This is a genomic window from Rhizobium azibense (genome assembly GCF_004342325.1).
Taxonomy (GTDB): domain Bacteria; phylum Pseudomonadota; class Alphaproteobacteria; order Rhizobiales; family Rhizobiaceae; genus Rhizobium; species Rhizobium etli_B.
Map to the genome: position 1 here is coordinate 205,547 of NZ_SMBJ01000011.1, position 20,336 is coordinate 225,882.

General features: G+C 58.9%; 14 protein-coding genes and 1 pseudogene. 11 read left to right on the forward strand and 4 right to left on the reverse strand.

The window, feature by feature from the left end; all coding sequences use genetic code 11:
• Positions 1 to 383: 383 nt before the first annotated feature.
• Positions 384 to 3,497, reverse strand: a complete 3,114-nt coding sequence (locus tag EV130_RS25835) for an efflux RND transporter permease subunit (RefSeq protein WP_132662082.1) — start codon at positions 3,495 to 3,497, stop codon at positions 384 to 386.
• Positions 3,494 to 4,612, reverse strand: a complete 1,119-nt coding sequence (locus EV130_RS25840) for an efflux RND transporter periplasmic adaptor subunit (protein ID WP_132662084.1) — start codon at positions 4,610 to 4,612, stop codon at positions 3,494 to 3,496. The genes EV130_RS25835 and EV130_RS25840 overlap by 4 nt, the downstream gene beginning before the upstream one ends.
• 96 nt (positions 4,613 to 4,708) lie before the next feature.
• Here EV130_RS25840 and EV130_RS25845 point away from each other — a divergent pair, with 96 nt between their 5' ends.
• From EV130_RS25845 to EV130_RS25895, 11 genes are all read left to right on the forward strand, one after another.
• On the forward strand, positions 4,709 to 5,296 hold the full coding sequence (locus EV130_RS25845; protein WP_132662086.1) for a TetR/AcrR family transcriptional regulator: 588 nt from the start codon (positions 4,709 to 4,711) through the stop codon (positions 5,294 to 5,296).
• Between the two features lie 165 nt (positions 5,297 to 5,461).
• On the forward strand, positions 5,462 to 6,763 hold the full coding sequence (fabF, locus tag EV130_RS25850) for a beta-ketoacyl-ACP synthase II (protein WP_132553582.1): 1,302 nt from the start codon (positions 5,462 to 5,464) through the stop codon (positions 6,761 to 6,763).
• Between the two features lie 199 nt (positions 6,764 to 6,962).
• Complete coding sequence (locus tag EV130_RS25855) at positions 6,963 to 8,774, forward strand: adenylate cyclase (RefSeq protein WP_132662088.1); 1,812 nt, start codon at positions 6,963 to 6,965, stop codon at positions 8,772 to 8,774.
• A 252-nt stretch (positions 8,775 to 9,026) separates the two neighbouring features.
• Positions 9,027 to 10,217: an alpha/beta hydrolase gene (locus EV130_RS25860; RefSeq protein ID WP_245520112.1), complete on the forward strand. Its 1,191-nt coding sequence runs from the start codon at positions 9,027 to 9,029 to the stop codon at positions 10,215 to 10,217.
• A gap of 120 nt (positions 10,218 to 10,337) precedes the next feature.
• Complete coding sequence (locus tag EV130_RS25865) at positions 10,338 to 11,126, forward strand: hypothetical protein (protein ID WP_132662090.1); 789 nt, start codon at positions 10,338 to 10,340, stop codon at positions 11,124 to 11,126.
• A gap of 271 nt (positions 11,127 to 11,397) precedes the next feature.
• On the forward strand, positions 11,398 to 11,796 hold the full coding sequence (locus EV130_RS33505) for a hypothetical protein (protein WP_074062255.1): 399 nt from the start codon (positions 11,398 to 11,400) through the stop codon (positions 11,794 to 11,796).
• A 407-nt stretch (positions 11,797 to 12,203) separates the two neighbouring features.
• A complete protein-coding gene (locus EV130_RS25875) occupies positions 12,204 to 12,542 on the forward strand; it encodes a DUF2147 domain-containing protein (RefSeq protein ID WP_132553590.1) in 339 nt (112 codons plus the stop codon).
• A gap of 37 nt (positions 12,543 to 12,579) precedes the next feature.
• Positions 12,580 to 13,344: a bestrophin-like domain gene (locus EV130_RS25880; protein ID WP_132662092.1), complete on the forward strand. Its 765-nt coding sequence runs from the start codon at positions 12,580 to 12,582 to the stop codon at positions 13,342 to 13,344.
• 323 nt (positions 13,345 to 13,667) lie between these two features.
• A complete protein-coding gene (locus EV130_RS25885) occupies positions 13,668 to 14,522 on the forward strand; it encodes a VOC family protein (RefSeq protein ID WP_132662094.1) in 855 nt (284 codons plus the stop codon).
• An 87-nt stretch (positions 14,523 to 14,609) separates the two neighbouring features.
• Entirely contained in the window at positions 14,610 to 15,029 is a 420-nt protein-coding gene (locus EV130_RS25890) for a putative quinol monooxygenase (protein WP_132553596.1), read from the forward strand.
• Positions 15,030 to 15,660: 631 nt separating this feature from the next.
• Positions 15,661 to 17,370, forward strand: a complete 1,710-nt coding sequence (locus EV130_RS25895) for an FAD-dependent oxidoreductase (RefSeq protein WP_132553598.1) — start codon at positions 15,661 to 15,663, stop codon at positions 17,368 to 17,370.
• A gap of 27 nt (positions 17,371 to 17,397) precedes the next feature.
• On the opposite strand, the gene EV130_RS25900 is transcribed toward EV130_RS25895, so the two are convergent.
• Positions 17,398 to 19,566, reverse strand: coding sequence for an ATP-binding protein (locus EV130_RS25900; RefSeq protein ID WP_245520124.1), 2,169 nt, complete (start codon positions 19,564 to 19,566; stop codon positions 17,398 to 17,400).
• A gap of 381 nt (positions 19,567 to 19,947) precedes the next feature.
• Positions 19,948 to 20,241, reverse strand: a pseudogene (locus EV130_RS34395) (winged helix-turn-helix domain-containing protein); the annotation flags it as partial.
• Positions 20,242 to 20,336 lie beyond the last annotated feature (95 nt).

Below are 20,336 nucleotides of genomic sequence, written 5' to 3' on the forward strand. Positions count from 1 at the left end.
GAGTAGCACGTTCCGCCGGGCTTCGGTCGAGCTGAGAGAGTTGCTGACTGCCGCAGCCATTGTGGACGATATCGGTCCGATCGCGATCGTCGCTGTCTTCCATCTCGGGCGAACTGGATTCACGACTTGAGGCGGATCATCGCATGGCTCGGACTTTCGCCCGAATTTTCTGGGCGAGAGCAGAAACGCACGCAAATCAATTGATGCGAAGACCCTTGACGCGGTTCTTCATGGATCACATTCGCCCGGCTCATGCAAAGACCGGAGGCAATATATCGGTCACGGTTGTTCCGGTGGCGATGTGGCGGAAATATTCTCCGCCACATCCATTGTCCGCTCATCCACTTGGCAACACAGCGCATTACGCTGTTCGAGCAAGAAGATTACTCCGCAGCCATGGCCGTTGGCTGCTCCGGTTCTTCCTCCTGGGCATTCTTGTGCGTCTGATGCTCGGTCGGCTTTATCCGGAACCAGGTGGCATAGAGAGCGGGAAGGAAGAGCAGGATCATCACGGTGCCGACCGCCGTGCCACCGATCAGGGTATATGCCATGGATCCCCAAAACACCGAGTGTGTAAGCGGAATGAAGGCAAGGACGGCGGCAAGCGCGGTCAGGATTACCGGACGTGTGCGCTGTACGGTCGCCTCGATGACGGCGTGATAGTCGTCGAGACCGGCTGCCTGGTTCTCCTTGATCTGCTCAGTCAAGATCAGGGTATTGCGCATCAGAATTCCAGCCAGTCCTATCAAGCCGAGAATGGCATTGAAGCCGAATGGCTGGTTGAAGAGGAGCAGAACCGGAACCACGCCGGCCAGGCCAAGCGGGCCGGTCAGCATCACCATGGTCATCGTAGACAGGCTACGAACCTGCAGGATGACAACGATCAGCATGGCGGCAATCATCGCCGGGAAGATTTGAACGAGAGCGACGTTCGCCTTCAGTGATTCCTCGATGTTTCCGCCCATCTCGATACGATAGCCCACCGGTAGCGAGGCAATCAGCGGCTGAAGCGCCTTCAGCACCTGCTGCGAGACCTCCGGGGGCTGTGTCGCCTCGTTGATGTCCGAACGGATGGTGATAACGGGCGTTCGATCGCGACGCTTCAGTATCGGCTCTTCAAAGCGGATTTCGGAGTGGCCTATCTGATCGAGCGGAACCTGTCGGCCATCCCGGCTCATCAGCGAAAAGTCTGCCAATGCCGATGGATCGAGGCGGTTGTCGCCAGCACTGCGGGCGACGACAGGCACGTTGCGGATGTTCTCGCGAACCTGCGTGATCGGAATTCCGGTCAGCAGCAATTGCATCTGCTGGGCTGCCTCCGTCGGCGAAAGACCGATCAGGTTAAGCCGATCCTGGTCAGGCACAAAACGCAGCACAGGCGTGCGATTGCCCCAGTCGCGGTTTGCCTGGCGAACGTCCGGTACGCTTTTCATGATGTCGAGAGCTTGTTCGGAGATCTTGTAGAGTTGTTCCCGATCAGGTCCCATGATCCGGAACTCGACCGGAAACGGCGTGTAAGGACCGAATACGAGCTGCGTGACGCGAACGTAGGCTTCAGGGGCGAGGCCATCTGAGATTGCCGCGCGGAGCCGAAGCTTCAAGGCCTCACGCGCCTGAGAATCGGGGGTAAGCACCACTATCTTTGCGAAAGCGGGGTTCGGCAATTCCGGTGCCATGGCAAAAAAGAACCGAGGAGCGCCCTGCCCGACATAGCTGGTGACAATGTTTGCTTCCGGTTGTTCCTGGAGCCAATTTTCGAGCTTCTTGACCGCGGCAGTCGTCGTCCCAATGCTGGTGCCTTCAGGCATGCGGACTTCAACGAGCACTTCGGGCCGATCCGATGTCGGAAAGAATTGCTGCTTCACTCCTCCCATACCGACAACAGAAAGAGCCATGGCTATGGCGACGACAGCGCATGTCATGAACTTGTGATGCACGGCAAATCTGATGACGGCCCTGAGACGCCGGTAATTGGGCGTATCGTAGATGGCGTGATGGCCGCCCTCGACAGGCTTGATCGCCGGCAGCATCTTGACGCCGAGGTAAGGGGTGAAGATTACCGCAACAATCCAGGAGACGATCAGCGCAAAGCCCACGACCCAGAAGATATTGCCAGCGTACTCGCCGGCGGTTGATCTGGCAAAGCCCACTGGCATCAGCCCGATGATCGTCACGAGTGTGCCGGAAAGCATGGGCGCTGCCGTATGGCTCCAGGCATAGGCGGCCGCCTTGATGCGATCCATGCCCTCTTCCATCTTCACCACCATCACTTCGATGGCGATGATGGCGTCGTCAACGAGAAGACCCAGCGCCAGGATCAATGCGCCGAGGGTGATCCGGTCAAAAAACCTCCCGGTTTCCAGCATGATGAGGAAGACGACGGCAAGAGTGAGCGGAACGGCCAGAGCCACGACGATCCCGACGCGCCAACCGAGGCTGACGAGGCTCACCAGCAACACCACCGCGAGCGCCATGGCGAACTTCATCATGAACTCGCCGACCGCAGCGTCGATGTTGACGGCCTGGTCGCTGACCTTTGCAAGCGTCATGCCGAGCGCAAGATTCTGGGCGATCTCGCCAGATCTCTTCTCGAGCGCCTTGCCGAGCTCCAGCCCGTTCCAGCCCTGCTGCATCACCGCACCGAGCATAATGGCGGGCTCGCCCTCATGGCGGATGATGTAGGTGGCTGGATCTTGGTAACCGCGCCGCACATCGGCAACGTCGGAGAGCTTCAACGTGCGTCCACCAGCAACGATCGGCGTGTCGGCGATCGCCTGGATGCTGTCATAGGCACCGTCGAAGCGGATGAATACCTGAGGTCCGCGCGTATCGATCGAGCCTGCTGGCGTCACGGTGTTCTGTCGTTGCAGGGCCGCGGCAATGTCCTGCGCCGATATGCCGAGTGTGGCCAGCTTGGCATAGGAGAACTCGACGAAGATCTGCTCTGGAAGCTCGCCCAGGATATTGATCTTCTTGACGCCTGGCACGTGCAGAAGATCCTGGCGGATCAACTCGGCCTGCCGCACAAGCTCGCGCATCGGCATGCCCTTGGCTTTCAGAGCGTAGAGAGCGAAGCTGACGTCGGAATACTCGTCGTTGACAAAGGGGCCGATGACGCCCTGGGGCAGATTCCGGGCCTCGTCTCCAAGCTTCTTTCGGGCCTGATAGAACTCTTCCTCTACTCCGTTGGGGGGCGTACTGTCCTTCAAGGTGACGGTCAAAAAGGCGTATCCGGGCCGGGTTGTCGTCTCGACGCGATCATACCAGGTGAGTTCCTGAATGCGTTTCTCGAGCGGCTCAGCGACGAGATCCTGCATTTCGCGCGCTGTCGCGCCTGGCCATGCGGCTGTCACCGTCAGGGTCTTGATGGTGAATGAAGGATCTTCCGCGCGCCCCAGCTTGACGAATGCATAGGCGCCGGCAGCAGCCAGCAGGATGATGAAGAACAGAGTGACGGCTCGCTCGCGGACTGCGAGCGCGGATAAGTTAAAGTTCATTGTTCTGCCGCCTCTGATTGTGCCACTTTGGTTCGCACGCTCGCTCCGTCCTGCAGCAAATGGGCTCCAAGAGCCACGACCGACTCGCCGGCCTTCAGGCTGGAAACCACCGCGATTTCCTCGCCCACTCGTTCTATCTTCACTTGCCTGAAGTGGACGGTCGAAGATTTCTCGTCGAAGATCCAGACCCCGGTTCGACTGCCGTCATCGAGGACAGCGCCTACAGGCACCGCTGCATGCGTTTGCTCACTGCCAGTAGAGATCTTGATCGTAACTGTCGCACCAAGGGGGGCTGACGCTGCCGCGCCATCCAGGACCCAGCGTGCTTCGTAGGTCCGGGTTTTCGGGTCAGCGGCGTCAGAAATCTGCCGAAGCCGCGCCTTGTCTTGCAAGCTTTCGTTTCCGTAAACTTCGGCCCGGGCTACCTCGCCAATCTGTGGCCGAAGGGATTCCGGAAGAAAGACCAGCGCTTCACGGGGCCCAGCTTGAGCGAGCCTGATCACGGTTTGTCCGGCTGCCACGACTTGTCCCGGCTCTCCGAGCGTCTCGACGACAGTTCCATCGGTATCGGCAACCAGCAGAGAATAGGTTGCCTCGTTGTCTGCGACCTTTGCTTCGGCTTCTGCCGCTGCAAGTTGGGCGGTAGCAGTGTCGAGTGCAGCCTTTGCTTGTTCATAACGTTGGGGCGTCGCGGCTAATCCGTTTTTCACCAGAGCCGTGTAACGCCTTTCGTCTGCTTCCGCTTGCACCAAGACAGCCCGAGCTGCGACGACTGCATTGCGTTTTGCTGTGAGTGCGAGGCGCAGATCGGTCTCGTCGATGCGCATCAGGGGTTGGCCGGCCTTGATCTGTTCGCCGACGTCCACATAGCGCTGAATGATCTTGCCAGGCACCCGGAAGCCGAGGTTGCTCTCTACCCGGGCCGCGATCGTGCCTGTGAAGGTGCGCTCGGCCGAACCTGGCCTCTCCGCTTCCGCCAGCCTGACGAGCGGCGGCGCCACGCGAGGATCTAAGGCCTCCGTTTCACCTCCCGATGTTTCGGCGACGACGGCAAACGCGGTTGCGGCGGCCGCCGCCAGAGCGGCCAATGATACGAGAACGATCTTGCGGTCCATTTTCATTACCCTTCTTGACGGGCGCAGGAATTTAATTAGATTATGATATAACTCTAAATGCTATATAGATGTCAAACGAAATCTAAAGAGGTCGATATGAGAGTCAGTCGTGCTCAGGCCGAAGCAAATCGCGAAGCGGTGATAAACGCTGCAAGCCGGCTCTTTCGGGAGCGCGGTTTTGACGGCATCGGATTGAAAGACCTGATGAAGGGTGCCGGCCTCACTCAGGGCGGTTTCTACAAGCAATTTGAGTCCAAAGATGATCTTGTGGCGCAAGCATCGAGGCGTGCAATGGAAAGCGCGACCCGCAGATGGTCATCTGTTGCAGCTTCTAGCTCCGACCCTCTTGAGGCGATTATCGGGTTTTATCTCTCGCAGGGCCATCAGCAAGAAAAGGCCGATGGCTGCCCTTTAGTGGCGCTTGGATCCGACGCGGCGCGTCAGAGCGAGGAGGTGCGGGTTCCGTTCCAGGATGGGATTGAAGCCCATCTTCAGGTCCTCGACGAGCTAATGCCGACGTCGAAGGGATCAAAACCTTACGAAAAAGCCATGGCCGTCCTGTCTCTGATGGTAGGCGCCGTAACGATCTCTCGCATCTTGAACGATAAGGGTTTGTCGCAAGGCTTTCTCAATGCAGCCGCCGATGAGGTTAGGCGTATGGCGGCACCGGGGGGAAAAGCCTGAGATGCCCCGCAGTTTGCTTGCCGGATCCTTCAAGATCCCCGCAGGCCCTTGATGCAAAACCTGGCCGCTCGAGCGGGATCACCGTGTCAATAAGCAGTGATGGCGATCGAACGTCCGTAAGGCTTAGGCACACACACAAGGATGAATGCTTTGTCTGGAGAACACATGCGTCGGATCGTAATTACAGGAATGGGGACAGTTAACCCCCTTGGCGCCGGTGTGGCAATTTCCTGGGCTCGGCTATTATCTGGCCGTTCGGGCATTCGAAGGCTCCCGGACGATGTGGTGGGAGACCTGCCGGCCAAGCTCGGCGGCGTCGTTCCCTCCCTAGAAGAAGATCCCGAGGCTGGCTTCGATCAAAATGCGGTCCTTGCTCCAAAGGACCAGCGGAAGGTAGATCGGTTCATTCTATTCGCATTGGCGGCGGCAAAAGAGGCGCTTGCTCAGGCGGAATGGAAGCCGATATCGGAAGTTGACCGGGCCCGCACCGCGACGATCATCGCCTCGGGGATCGGTGGCTTCCCCGCCATAACCGAAGCGGTGCGGACGGTTGATCAGCGTGGTGTCCGCCGACTTTCGCCGTTTACAGTGCCGTCTTTCCTCGTGAACCTCGCAGCAGGGCAGGTTTCGATTCGATACGGCTTTAAAGGTCCGCTCGGTGCGCCGGTCACCGCCTGTGCGGCAGGCGTTCAGGCGATTGGCGATGCGGCGCGTCTTATTCGCGCCAATGAAGCCGATATTGCCGTGTGCGGCGGAACGGAAGCCTGCATGAACATCGTCAGCCTGGGTGGCTTTGCGGCCGCGCGCTCCCTGTCGACCGGCTTCAACGAAACACCTGATCGGGCCTCACGACCCTTCGACATGCTGCGTGACGGCTTCGTGATGGGGGAAGGCGCCGGTATCCTGGTCATCGAGGCCCTAAGTCACGCGCTTGCGCGCGGCGCAAAGCCGCTCGCCGAACTCGTCGGCTACGGAACGACGGCAGACGCTCATCACGTCACCTCCGGTCCCGAGGACGGCAACGGTGCGCGCCGGGCCATGGAAATCGCGATTGCCCAAGCCGGGATTTCGCCGCGTGACATCCACCACCTCAATGCACACGCGACATCCACACCGGTCGGCGATCTGGGGGAAATCGAGGCGATCAAGACGGTGTTCGGTACTCCTTCCAGCATAGCTGTCAGTGGAACGAAGTCGGCGACCGGGCATCTGCTTGGAGCTGCCGGCGGGCTTGAGGCCATCTTTACGATCATGGCGCTCAGAGATCAGGTGGCGCCACCCACTCTGAACTTGAATGCGCCAGATCCGGCCAGCGACGGTATAGACTTTGTCTCAAACAAGGCTCGGGCCATGAAGATGGACTACGCGATCTCCAACGGCTTTGGCTTCGGAGGAGTCAATGCCAGCGCAGTGTTCCGACACTGGCCGGACAAGCTGGCTGGCACCGGAAATCCGCGTCCGCGTTAAGCGGTCTTCTAATCGTTCCGACAACTTAAGACGTGTCCCGCTCGTTTGGAACGGAGCACGTTGCTTTAGGACTCAAAGAACTTCGGGCAGCTCTTCAACTATCTTTATGGACGATGCCCAATTTCTGCAGTAGGTTGCATTCGCAAAGGTGAATATGATTTACAATAGATGACCCTCAAGAGCGGGTGAGGTGCAGGCCGTGCATAACAAGCTGCCACCTGAGGGCGAGTATGCACCGCCTCTGTCACGCCCGGCTCCGACTCCGGATGACATTCGTAGTCAGCTCGACCTCATCATCGCCAGCCCCGAATTCCCGCGTGTTGGTCGCAGTGCCGCATTCCTGATCTACGTGACAGAAGAAACGCTTGCTGGCCGTGCAAAACGCATCAAGGGCTATACGATCGCGGTCGATGTCTTCAATCGCAATGAAGGTTTCAAACAGGACGATCCCGTCGTTCGGATAGAAGCTGGGCGTCTGCGGCGTTTGCTGGAGCGCTACTACCTTGTCGCAGGACAGAATGATCCCATAAGGATCGACATTCCCAAGGGTGGATACGCGCCTTCCTTCGTCTGGAATGACAAGGTTGATGACGTCGCTCTGCCCGATGTCACGATACCCTTACCCCGAAGATTGGGCTTCCGGCTGCCTCAACTGATGCCGTTCGGTATCGGGGCTGGCGCAATGTTCGGCGTTGGTATCGTCGCTATGTCCCTGTTCGCTCACCTGCTTCCAGGCCGGTCGAACGCGCTCCTGTCGGCGGGCGGCCCGACACTGGTCGTTGCCCCATTCGCCGATCTTGGCGACGGGCCACAAGCGGAACTTTACTCCGTCGGCCTGACCGAGGAATTGCTGACAGTCCTTCCTCGCTTCAAGGAGGTGCACGTGTTCGGGCGGGAGGCATCCAAATCGCTGTCGCCGGGCGTTCCTGCCTCGCAGGTGCGCCGGGAGCTTGGGGCGCGGTTCCTGCTCGCAGGCGGCGTGCGTGTTTCAGCCAATCGGGTGCGCGTGACAGCACGCCTGGTAGATACCGGGACCGACAGGATTCTCTGGTCCGACACCTATGACGACGACACTCACATCCGCGATCTGTTCAGCATTCAATCCGACGTGGCAAGCAAGGTTGCGACCGCAGTTGCCCAGCCATATGGAATCATGGCCCAGGTGGATGCCGCCAATCCTCCCCCTGGAGATGTTGGAGCCTACACCTGCACGCTGGGCTTCTACGCCTATCGCGCGCAATTGACGGTAGACCAGCATTCGAACGTGCGCAATTGTCTCGAGCGTGCCGTCGAGCGATATCCGTCCTTCTCAACCGCATGGGCGATGCTGTCGATCATTTATCTCGACGAGGAACGATTTCGATTCAACGCAAGATCCGGCACTCCGACGCCGGTCGAGCGCAGCCTAAGCGCTGCTCGGCGCGCGGTTCGACTGGACGCGGGCAACACCCGTGCGCTGCAGTCTCTGATGACCGCGCTGTTCTTCAACCAGAAGGTCGCCGAGGCGTTCAAGGTCGGCGAACAGGCGTTGAAGACCAACCCGAACGACACAGAACTTCTGGGCGACTTCGGCACGCGTGTAGCCCAGAGCGGACAATGGGAACGCGGAGCAGCGTTACTTGATCGTGCGCTTGAGCTCAATCCCGGTGGCGGGGGCTACTATCACGGAATGCGTGCCTTCGCAGCGTATATGCTTCATGACAAGAGAACTGCGCTCATAGAGATCAGTCAGGCGGACCTGCAGAAGTTCCCGCTGTATCATGCAGTTGCGGCGGTTATCTACGCGGACGCGGACATGATGGACGACGCCCGCCGAGAGGCTAGGCGGTTCAACGAAATGCGCCCTGACTTCATTTTGAACATCGTGGCCGAATTGAAATCGCGCAACTTCCAGCCCGCGGATCGGGCAAGATTGATCGCAGACATCAGGAAGGCCGGGCTGCCTGCGGTGAATGAAGTTGAGGCGTCGATGGTGCTTTCGACGAAGGAGCGCCCGGTTTCTCTGCCCTAGGGGCTCATCCCGAAGATGGCCGTTACGGCATAGAACATACCAGAAGTTACGGGCGCTCTGCGCCTTTGGGGGATAGGTTTTCTTGCCGGGGGCGGATTGTTGGCTTCGGATGCATTGGGTTTCAATTGAGGGCGTTTCGTGGGAAGCATCGGTTGTGGGGTAGCGTCGGTTCAAAAAAGCTGGCTTCGTTGGTTTGTTGTAGGTGTAGTAGTTGCACTGCTTACCGGATGTGGCGGCCATCCGAAGGGTGTATTGACCCCAGTGGCAAATACATCTCCGCAATCGCCGAAAGTGGACATGCTGATCGCCACGACCCGCACCCGTTCGACCGTGCCAGGTGAAATGTTCAACGGAGAACGTGCGCGGGCTCCCGCGTTTGCCGACATGACGATATCCATTCCGCCGAGCAAAGTGCGCAAGGAGGGACAGGTCGCCTGGCCGAAGAGATTGCCGTCCAATCCCGCTACCGACTTCGCCACCATCAAGGCCGGCGACCTCAACGTTGACGAAGCCAAGAAATGGTTGAGCGCAAGCGTCAAAAGGACCCCAGACGGTAGCGTGCTGGTCTTCATTCACGGCTTCAACAACCGCTTCGAAGATGCTGTCTACCGCTTCGCGCAGATCGTGCACGACGCCGGCGTTCAAAGCGCACCCGTCCTGGTGACATGGCCCTCGCGCGGCAGCCTGCTTGCCTACGGTTATGACCGTGAGAGCACAAACTACACACGCAATGCGTTGGAGACGCTTTTTCAATATCTGGCAAACGACGCCGAGGTGAAGGAAGTATCGATCCTTGCTCACTCGATGGGGAACTGGCTGGCACTGGAATCCTTGCGCCAGATGGCCATTCGCAACGGGCGCCTGCCCCAGAAGTTCAAGAACGTGATGCTCGCGGCACCGGACGTCGACGTTGACGTCTTCAGCCAGCAGATCGCCGACATGGGTAAGCAGCACCCGCAGTTCACGCTGTTCGTATCCCGTGACGACAAGGCTCTGGCGTTTTCCCGCCGCGTCTGGGGTGACGTCTCAAGGCTCGGTGCTATCGACCCCGAGCAAGCTCCCTACAAGAAAGAACTGGAAGCCAACAAGATTATGGTCATCGATCTTACCAAGGTAAAATCCGGTGACAGGATGAATCACGGGAAATTCGCTGAATCGCCCCAGATCGTCCAGCTTATCGGCCAGCGCATCTCCGAGGGGCAGACTTTGACCGACAGCAGGGTCGGACTTGGCGACCAGATCCTCGTTGCAACGACCGGGGCTGCGGCTACAGCCGGCAACGTCGCCGGTCTCGTTCTAGCCGCACCCGTTGCTGTCGTCGATCAGAATACACGCGACAATTACGCAACCCATGTCGGAAGCGTGGCAGGTACAGGCCGAACACAGCAGACCGCCGCAGAAAATTGCGATCAAACCCGACCGGCACGGAACTGCAAGCGCTGAATCCGCGGACAGATTATACTGTAAGATACATAGGCACAGGCGGCTTTTACGGCATATTCCCATCGGGACTGCGAGACGGTCGATCAGGGCGATTCAGTCTCAGGCAAACAGAGGGACTCCATGCGGGTTTTATTATTGCAGGCTGCCGTGTTTTGGGCCGGCCTAGGCGTTGCGTCTGCGGTTCAATCGGCCGACATCGCGCCCGGGGTTCCCGAAGCGAAGGTGATCGAGAGTGAAAGCGGATGGACCTATACGGCCGCGCCCTACTTCTGGGCAGCAGGGCTTTCGGGAGACATTGCGCAATTCGGTTTGCCCGAAGTCCACATCGACTCCAGCGTCGACGATATACTGGAGAACCTCGACTTCGCCTTCATGGCAGCGGGTGAAGCACGCTACGAGCGTTTCAGCATCTTTGCCGACGTCATGTACACCAAGCTTGGAGCAGACGCGAACACGAGAAACGGCATCCTGGCCGACAGCGTCGACGTGACCTCGAAAACCTTCGCCGGATTGCTCGGAGCCGGATATTCCGTGCTCGAGAACCCGTCAGGGCATCTCGACATCGTCGCCGGCGTCCGTGTGTGGTCAGTCGACACGACCATCGGATTCAACGGCGGGCTGCTCGGTGGCCGTGAAGCGGACGACGGCGCGACCTGGGTCGACGCCCTCGCTGGTGTCCGCGGCAATTACTTTTTCACACCCGAAATCTACGTGACTGGATGGGGCCTGGTCGGCGGCGGCGGCGCCGATCTCGACTGGGATGTCTCCCTTGCCCTCGGCTACAGGTTCACCGACACGATCTCGGCAGTCGCTGGCTACCGGGCGGTCGGTGTGAACTACAACAATGACGGGTTCGTCTTCGACGTCGTGGAACAGGGGCCGATCATCGGCGTAGCGTTTCGCTTCTAGGACGCCGCTTGCGTGAAAATGTTGTTCAACGGAGACGGCATCGATGTGAAGAAGCTCTCCAATCCGGTTCGCTCTCCAGGTGAACTACGATCACGGTTGCGACCCCGACCATGGCGACAAGGCTACGCTCTTGTCATTCCATTCTGGGCCGAAGCGCCGGAAAACGGCCCCAGTGGTGCGGGCTTGCGGATGGCTCTCATCTTTCTGTTTGCGAAGTAGGTCCAGTCGGAAAGCCGGTCAGGCGCCCGCAAATCCAACAAGGAGATTACTGATGAACCTTCTCAAACCCACCGCCAACCTACTCGCAACGATATCTGTTTTGACGCTTGTCTGCGCGCCGATACTCGACCCCTCGCCCGCGGAGGCGAGGCGGGCAGCAGCCGCGTGCGGACCTAGAGGTTGTGCGGCGGCGGCGTGCGGACCACGCGGCTGTGCCGCCGGGGCACGAACCGCTCCGGTTTATCGTCCTGTTCCACGCCGTGGCGTCGTTGTCATCTCTCCCCATCGCTACTGGAGGCCAGGCGGCGCCATCGCTGCAGGCGCCGCGATAGGCTTCATCGCCGGGGCGACAGCGGCCTCGATAGCGGGCACGCCTCCCAAGCCGGGATATTGCTGGTATTATACGACGCCTGCCAAAACGACTGGCTTCTGGGACGTGTGCCCCTCGTAGAGCGGCCAGGACGAAGCTCGGATGAAGACTTCCGCGAGCGCTATCTTCATGGCTCTTGACCATACAGGCGACTGGGTCCGCGACTCTGCTGAGCCAATGTTGTTGGACGATCCCGGTCACGTGCTGGTGCCCGCGGATGCGCCGATGGTCGCAATGGTTGCGCCGAACGTTGCGCTGTTGCAAGGCGCCCATTGGTATCGAACGTTCAAGATTTCGGGCTGCACGAGGGCGGGTTCATCTGGCGTGGGGCTCCTTTTACTTGCGGTGCTGTGCTCCGTTTGCTGCTCCACCCCGAAATTGGAACGCTCCGCCGGCCTAGCCCTGCGGGCCTGTAGCGGAGGCCAGCCAACAATGGCTGTGGCCGAGAATGAAACTGAAGGAATTGCAATCCAACCTGGGAGAACGACATGAAGCGCATGTTTATTGCCATCACCGCACTCGCTGGCGGCGCCGCCATCGCCCATGCAGAAGATCCGATCGTGGGAAACTGGAAAACTGAGCTTGGAGACACTGCCGCGATCACGTCCTGCGGTGCAGGCTACTGCATCACGCTTAAGTCCGGCAAGCATGTTGGAAAGCAGATTGGTACCTTCAGGGGCAAGGACGGCAGCTATGAAGGCAAGATCACCGATCCCGACGCCAACAAGACATACGACGGTACTCTGACGGTATCAGGCAAGGCACTGAAACTGAAGGGTTGCGTCCTGAAAGTAGTGTGTGAATCGCAGACCTGGCCACGCCTTTGAGATCATCGGGAACCACGCACGACAGGGAAACTGCGAGATGGGCTCCATCTTAGTCGGCGGGATCGTCTTCGCATCCCTGGTCGCCGCCACCTTTGCCGGCATGGCGCTGCGTGCCCGCCTGCCGAACGATCATCTGGATGCCGACTCCAAGGAGGTCATCCGCTTGGCGACGGCTATCGTTGGAACATTGTCAGCGCTCGCGCTCGGCCTTCTCATCGTTTCTGCGAAGAACGTCTACGACAATGCGGACGCGGAACTTCGAAGCTCGGTCGCCCGTGTCATTCTGCTCGACCGCATCCTGGCCCAGTACGGCGACGAGACCTCGGAGGCGCGCGGCCGTTTGCGTGAGCTCATCGAAACAAGGCTGAGAAGCGGTTGGGGCGACAGGAACGAGGACGAGGCGCCTGTCGATCCATATGACGCATCGCAGACTGTCGAGCCGGTACAGGTCGAAATCCGTGCATTGGCGCGGGTGGACGAGGCTCATCGCACACTTCAGTCCCGCGCCTTGGTGGTCAGCGGCGAAATCGCCGAAGCGCATTGGATGATGGTGGAGACCGGTACGGAAGGGCTCCCGACCGCGTTTCTTGTGATCCTCGTGTTCTGGCTGGCGTGGCTGTTCGCGACATTCGGGCTTCAGGCGCCGCCGAATGCAACGGTTGTCTGCATCATCCTTGTATGCGCGGTCTCGGTTGCGGGAGCGGTATTTCTGATCGTGGACATGGCGCATCCGTACCTCGGCGCCGTTCATGTCTCCGACGAGCCGCTGAGATCTGCCCTCGCTCATATCGGCAAGCAGTGAAGGCTGTGATCAAGCATGCGGTGTTGACCGCCGACATGGTTGAGGTCACCGCCTCGCAGCCGGGGTCGAGACGACAAAGAATGGGATTTGCAGGAGCAGTTTTGCCGGTACCCGGGGGCCCGCCCTGACTGCACGGAGACTTGCATTCAACGGGCCATGCCCGGTTAACAGCTTGAGACGACCGCCCGCTTCCGCGTAGCCAGAACGCTCGTCTCACCAGGACGACAATCTCGATTCACCAAATTTCGCCCATCTTAACAACCACCGCAACTGCGGTTGCGCTAATGTTTGGGCGGTCACTTCCCGATCAACAGGAGACGACGATGTCTCACCAGCAAGAGACCATTGTACAACCGGACAACCCGGATCGCCGCGCCATCATTCGCGCCGCCGGAGGCGCTGCAATTGGCGGATTTGCCGCTGCCCTCACAGCCAACACAACTGCATCCGCTCAGGAAACGCCCGCCGCAATCCGCGATCCAGGTTTGCTGAGTGCCCGGCTCCAGGGCATACAGCATTTCGGCCTCACCGTGCAGAACATGACACGCGCGTATGAATTCTACACCGAAGTTCTTGGTGGGACAGAAGTCTTTCGCCACGGTGACTTTCAAGGCGACGCTGTCCAGAACACGCTGCTTGCCGACCAGGAAATCCTCGCCAAGCAACAGGGCGTCAATCCAAGAACGATCGGCGTGCCCGACCTGAGGGACGGCGCCCAGCGCCTCGACGTGCGGTTCATCCAGTTCGACAATGTGGTGATCGAACTCCTGCAGTATCGCGATGCCGACCAGCCCATGGGCGGTTCCAAAAGTTTCGCGGAACCGCTGGAGCACATGAGCCCGGCGTTCCCGCGCATGATGCACATCTGCTTCTATGTTCGGGATGATGTCGACTTCAACCAGTTCATCGCCGATCTCGAAGCGGAGTCCGCCAGGCGCGGCATGACCCAGGTGCGGGCCAATCGCATCATTCGAGTTTCGACGGAAGAGGAACGAAAGGCGGCCCCCCTCAGCGCCAATACCAACAAGGTTACGGTTGCGCCATCGGACGGCTGGGAGCTGATCTACTGCAAGGGGCCGGAGGGCGAACAGCTCGAATTCGTCAAGGCGCTCGGCCCCGTGAAGAAGCGGTTCGCCGATGGGCTGCAGGCACATCTTGCCGTTGCAGGAGCAAAGTGAACCTCGCAGGCAATCGCGTTTGATTTTCGACCCTGAGCCAGTTGGGTTGCGGTCAACCTTGCGACTTTGCAGGATATGGAGAAACGAATGTTCACACCGCTACGATTGCAGACTTCAGCCGTCCTGCTCGCGGGGTCGATTTTCAGCGCCAGCGCGGCCGCGGCGCAGCAGGGCCCGGGCCAAGGCTACGCCAAGATTGCCAATGGAGCCTATTCAGTTGTTGCCGAGGTTCACGCCAAACCGGGCAAGGAGGCAGAATTGCGTGCCATTACGCTGCCGCTCATTGATCTTGTCCGCACCGACCCCGCCAACCTTGTCTATTTTCTCCAGGAAAACCGTGAAGTCCCCGGGCACTTCATCTTCTATGAGATCTTCGCCAACGAGGCCGACTTCGAGGCTCACAATGCCATGCCCTATGTCCAAGACTGGTTTGCCAGGCTGCCGGACCTGGCTGTGGGCGGCGTGAAGGTGATACGAATGCAAGTTCTCGCGCCGGCGGGCAACTAGCACACTTCCCGCGAATCAGCGTCGACGAACGAAGCCCCGATTACCAACAGGACACGCCCGTCCCACAAGCGGCCTGCAACCTACCAGGCCCCAAACGCGAAAGAGCAGTCGTCGAGCGCCCAAATGCAGCCGAGACGGCTCACGCCGAAAAGCAGCACATTTTTCCGGAGTTTAACCTCATTTAACAACGGCTATAGCCCCGTCACGGTAGCGGCATCATTTGATCGGTCTTAATTCGAGATGACGTTGACGCGCCCCAAGGCAATTCGAATGAAGTGAACCGGGCCATGATCCTAACCTCCGGGCAAACTCGATCACCTTGCCGAGGGCGGCTCGGATCATATTGCCGGCAACGCGTGCCGAAATAGCGCTCGTCGAGTACGGTAGTTACGTCGGTACGCAATGCAGGCCAGCGCATGAGGAAGTACGGCCCGAACAATACTTCGAGTTTGCAGAATTTCGCGACGATAAGCGCTTTTTTACAAGCCGCAGCAAGCACGCGCGGTTAGGCTCATCATCGAGTAATTCCCGTTGGATGACCCAGCGATGACAGAAACCAACTTTCGACCGCGCATTTTTTCGCCACGGCACATCCAAACGTCGCAGCGCGGGCCGTACCGAGGTTTTCCTGATGGCCCATAGCGGTGACTCAAGCACGGCCAATAGCCCGATTTCCGCCGCACTGCGGGAGATCCCCGGCGAGGCGTTTCCTCGCCTCACGCCCGACATGGTGGCACGCATTGCCCCGTTCGGACGAAAGGATCGCTTCGACAGCGGTGAATATTTGTATGAAGTCGGTGATCGGGAGGTCGATTTCTTCGTCATTCTGAACGGGTCGGTCGACGTGTTCGAAAGCGACGGGCACGGCGGTCATGCGCTTGTCGCCACGCACCGGCAAAACCAATTCACCGGAGAGTTGCATCATCTCAACGGGCGGGCGGTCCTGGTGTGCGCGCAAACCACGGCTTCCACGTCTGTCATCCGCCTTTCCCGCGCATCGCTTCTAAGGCTGGTCAACGCCGAACCGGATATCGGAGAGATCGTTCTGCGCGCGCTTATATTGAGGCGCGCCAGACTTCTGGATTACGCCGAGGGCGGCACCGTGATCGTGGGCAGTTGCCGCTCCGGAAATACGGTACGAATTCAAACCTTTCTGGAAATGAACGGCTATCCCTATCGCTGCCTCGACACCGATGTCGACGACGATGCGCGGGCGGCAATGGAATCCTTTCATGCAGATGCCGACAGCCTGCCGATCGTAGTTCTCAATGGCCTGAGGGTGCTCATTCAGCCGACCAACCATGATCTTGCCGAAGCTCTTGGTATCACCGAGAGGCTAAACTCTTCGCATGTATACGACGTGGTTGTGGTGGGTGCCGGGCCATCGGGACTCGCCGCGGCGGTCTACGCTGCATCCGAAGGATTGGACACGCTGGTCATAGAGGCAGTTGGACCCGGTGGGCAGGCGAGCGCGAGTTCGCGTATCGAGAACTACCTCGGATTTCCAATGGGTATTTCGGGACAGGATCTTGCTCGGCGAGCACAAATACAGGCTCAGAAGTTCGGTGCCCGGTTCGTCGTCGCCGATGCGGCTTTGCGTCTCGATTGCACTTGCTATCCGTTTGGGGTGCATTTGGAAGGGGGCAACGTCGTATTTGGCCGATCTGTCGTTGTTGCGACTGGCGCGCGATACCGAAGATTGGATACTCCTGAGTCCCAGCGCTTCGAAGGGAAGGGAATTCACTATGCGGCCACGTCGATCGAAGCACAGCTTTGCGCAGGCACGCAAGTCGCGGTGGTGGGTGGTGGAAACTCCGCCGGGCAGGCCGCGATCTTCCTGTCGGCACAGGCCCGTCACGTGCATCTGCTCGTCCGAGGAGCCGGGCTTTCGGACACCATGTCGGACTATCTTGTCGGGCGCATCACCATGTCCCCCCGGATCACGCTGCATACCCGGAGCGAAATCACTTCACTTCTCGGCGAAGACCATCTTTCCAGCGTCCGATGGCAACAACGCGGGAAGGAGGAGTGCGAGCAGGCGATTTCAAATCTCTTTCTGATGATCGGGGCTGTCCCGAACACCGATTGGCTTGACGGTTGCGTCCAACTCGACAGCCGCGGTTTTATTCTTACCGGGAACGACAACAATGGCGTGCCTAAGGGTTCGCCATATGCGACCAGTGTCTCTGGCATATTCGCGGTCGGCGATGTTCGTTCTCAATCCGTGAAGCGCGTTGCATCGAGTGTTGGCGAGGGATCGGTCGTGGTGCATTCGATACACGGCTGGCTGGCAAGCAATGTTGTGACCCGAAAAACCGCTGACCGGCCGGTGGGCGTATGAGCAAACACCGAATTATCCGCTATGAACTCACGACACCCCAAAATTCTGCAGCTCCGTCAAGACACTTCGGGCCTGTTGCAAGTCAGGAATGTCAAATCCGTCAAGGAAGCGGCCGTATACCGGCTCAAGCACCCGCTTGGCGTCGTCGATCTGCCTCTGGTCTTTCAAGAGGACGGCAAGATCGGTTGCACAACGGATCCGCCACGCCCATGCTCCATTTTCCTCTGCCACTATCAAAGATTGCCGCAGGGTGGAAAGCGCTTCTTCGTCGCGGCCGACCGACCGTTCCTTGGCAGCCCTAAGACGTAGCAGCTCAGGCACCATCGAACGTTGCGGCCCTACCTCGAACAAATAGTCGAGAATCCGTGCGCCTTGGTCCACGTGCCCGTTCGCATAGAGGGCCCTTATCAAAAGCGCATAGTAAACGTGACGTCCGATCTGCTTAAGGCCCATGCGGAGCTCATCAAACGCTGACATTAGTCCATCCGGATCCTTTCGAACGCCGGAAAGCGCGTCCAAAGCTTCAATATGGCAGTTTGCGACCGGAATCCACGCCGGCATACCGTGACGATAGATCGTGTCCTTCAGTAGCTCGGCGTAATACTTGGCTTGAGCCCACTCCTGACATTCGCTCAGAACGAAAAGTATTCCGTGCACATAAGAGTAGATTAGTGTCCATCCATGGTGGGCCTCCAACGCCTCGCGCGCAATAATTTGGGCGCCGCTCAGGCCTGTTCCGGGTCTGCGCGAGCCAAGCCACGTGAGCGCGCTTATTGCCGTTTCCGATCTGATCCTGGGATCAAGATCAAAACGCGAAAAGGAAGCCTCCGAAGCGCTCCGCAGCTCTTGACGCAACTTCTCCATCCGAGCTATTGCGGGTGGATATTGGCAATGGATGATGTCCATTTCAGTAAGAAGAAACTCATGCTCCCACTGCGCCGAGCGATTGTTCGAGCGCGTTGCGACACGCTTCAACTCCTTGAGGATCTTCCGGACCTCGGTCTGGTTGCCAGGCAGAAGCCGATATCTCGCCAGGGCGCCCAAGGCCTGGCACTCGGCATGAGTATCGCCGATCTCACGTGACAACCGAATTGCGGTTTCAAACGTCTTAATGGCCTTCTCCGCATCGGCTGATATGTAGCTGCTTACGGCCGCCAGCCCTACGATCAGCTTAAGCTTCAGAGCTCGATCATTGCAGCCGATGCGATCGAACTCGGCCAGCGCACGCTCGCAATTCATGCGGGCTTCTTCGCTCAACGACAACTCATGCCATAAAGGTATGCCAGACGCGACCAGTTGCATGCCAAGTAGCGGATCGCCGCCAAGAAAGAGCGCCCAACTGATGGCCCTGCGTAAATCGTCCGCATGACTGGCGTAGGCGGCGTGCCACTGCCGCGCCGGAAGTCTTGCCTGGTCGGCATTCGCACGCGCGAAGACACCCAATACAAGGCGGGCATAAGCCTCCGACACGGCGGTCAACTCCGCCGAAGCTTCCAGCAGCTTGCCTGCGAAGGCTCGAGTGCTGTCGAGAAGGCGGTATCGCATCCCACCCGCTATCCGTTCAACGATCAGCATCGACTTGGCGCGCAGCCCTGCGACGGCATCGAAAACGGCCGTTGGATCCAGCTCATGGTGGATAACGACGCTCACAACCGCATCCATGTCGAACGTACCCATGAAGATTGAGATGGCACGCAACACGGCTGCTTCGTTGTTCGTCAGGAGCGCGTAACTCCACTCCAACGTCGCGAGCAGGGTCTGTTGACGAAGCGGTCCTTCCTGGTCGGGACCAACCAGCGTGGTGAAACGATCGTCAAGTTCTTTAAGGACGTCAGGAGCACTTCGGCTTGACAGTCGTGACGAAATTAGCTCGATGGCAAGAGGCGATCCATCGAGCCGCCTGCAGATCTCAGCGATCGCAGGCGCATCCCCCTCTTCCATCGTGTATTGACCCTTCTCGGAGGCTCGTTCGACGAGAAGTTGTGGTGCGGAATAGCCAAGGACCTGTTCGGCCGTGTAGGTACGGCCAGGCGGTGGCACTTGCAGAGGAGCAAGCCAGAAGACCTCTTCTCGCTTCGCGCGAAGAGCCTGGCGGCTCGTCGCAACGATCCTGACGTCACTAGTGTTCACAAGAATGACATCGCAAAGATGCGCAACGGCATTGAGCACATGCTCGCACGTGTCCAGCAAGAGCAAGGTCTTCCTTCGAGCGAGGATGGATGAGATCGCCTCGAGCCGATCCTGGCTACCTGAACTGATGCCGAGAGCCGCGGCAACTGAAGAGATGACGAATTCCTCGCCGGCCGCGCGGGAGAAATCTATGAAGGTAACGAGACCTCCCTCCTCGTCCTCGAGCAGTTGCACAGTAGCCACGGCAACCGTTGTCTTTCCGATGCCCCCCGGGCCAACGATCGTCGTCAAACGGTTGGCAGCAACATTGTCTCGCAATGCAGCGATTTCGGCATCCCGCCCAATAACCGTTCCCAATTCGGGGAACCGGGTATTTGCCACAACTGGCAGATCCGCAATGCCCGGGATATCTCCGCTATTCACCTGATCGCTTAGCCAATAGCCGCGGCCTATAAGCGTCCTGATATAGTCCTCTGCGGGAGAATATTCCTTGAGTGTCCGTCTGAGCGAAGCGATTGTCACTTTCAGATTGGCCTCATGAACAAAGATGCCGGGCCATGCAGCATTGTATAGCTCTTGCTTATGTACCAATTCGCCCTTCTTCCGGGCCAACGTCACAAGCATCTCCATTGCCCGACCACCAAGCTGAACCTCTTCGGCACCGCAAAACAAACGGCGATGTTCCCGGTGAAGGCGAAAGGGACCAAATGCCACCACATCATTCGGATCCGTCGATACCATGTGTTCCCCTTCACGCGCTGATGATCCCGCCGGAAGAATGATATCGAGGTCACTATCGCGGGCGGACGCGGCAATCTCCACATCACTCTAAGCGA

Bases quoted from the DNA above. Each gene is read 5' to 3' on its own strand.
- EV130_RS25835 (WP_132662082.1), bottom strand. From the start codon at position 3,497: ATGAACTTTAACTTATCCGCGCTCGCAGTCCGCGAGCGAGCCGTCACT.
- EV130_RS25840 (WP_132662084.1), bottom strand. From the start codon at position 4,612: ATGGACCGCAAGATCGTTCTCGTATCATTGGCCGCTCTGGCGGCGGCC.
- EV130_RS25845 (WP_132662086.1), top strand. From the start codon at position 4,709: ATGAGAGTCAGTCGTGCTCAGGCCGAAGCAAATCGCGAAGCGGTGATA.
- fabF (WP_132553582.1), top strand. From the start codon at position 5,462: ATGCGTCGGATCGTAATTACAGGAATGGGGACAGTTAACCCCCTTGGC.
- EV130_RS25865 (WP_132662090.1), top strand. From the start codon at position 10,338: ATGCGGGTTTTATTATTGCAGGCTGCCGTGTTTTGGGCCGGCCTAGGC.
- EV130_RS33505 (WP_074062255.1), top strand. From the start codon at position 11,398: ATGAACCTTCTCAAACCCACCGCCAACCTACTCGCAACGATATCTGTT.
- EV130_RS25875 (WP_132553590.1), top strand. From the start codon at position 12,204: ATGAAGCGCATGTTTATTGCCATCACCGCACTCGCTGGCGGCGCCGCC.
- EV130_RS25880 (WP_132662092.1), top strand. From the start codon at position 12,580: ATGGGCTCCATCTTAGTCGGCGGGATCGTCTTCGCATCCCTGGTCGCC.
- EV130_RS25885 (WP_132662094.1), top strand. From the start codon at position 13,668: ATGTCTCACCAGCAAGAGACCATTGTACAACCGGACAACCCGGATCGC.
- EV130_RS25890 (WP_132553596.1), top strand. From the start codon at position 14,610: ATGTTCACACCGCTACGATTGCAGACTTCAGCCGTCCTGCTCGCGGGG.
- EV130_RS25895 (WP_132553598.1), top strand. From the start codon at position 15,661: ATGGCCCATAGCGGTGACTCAAGCACGGCCAATAGCCCGATTTCCGCC.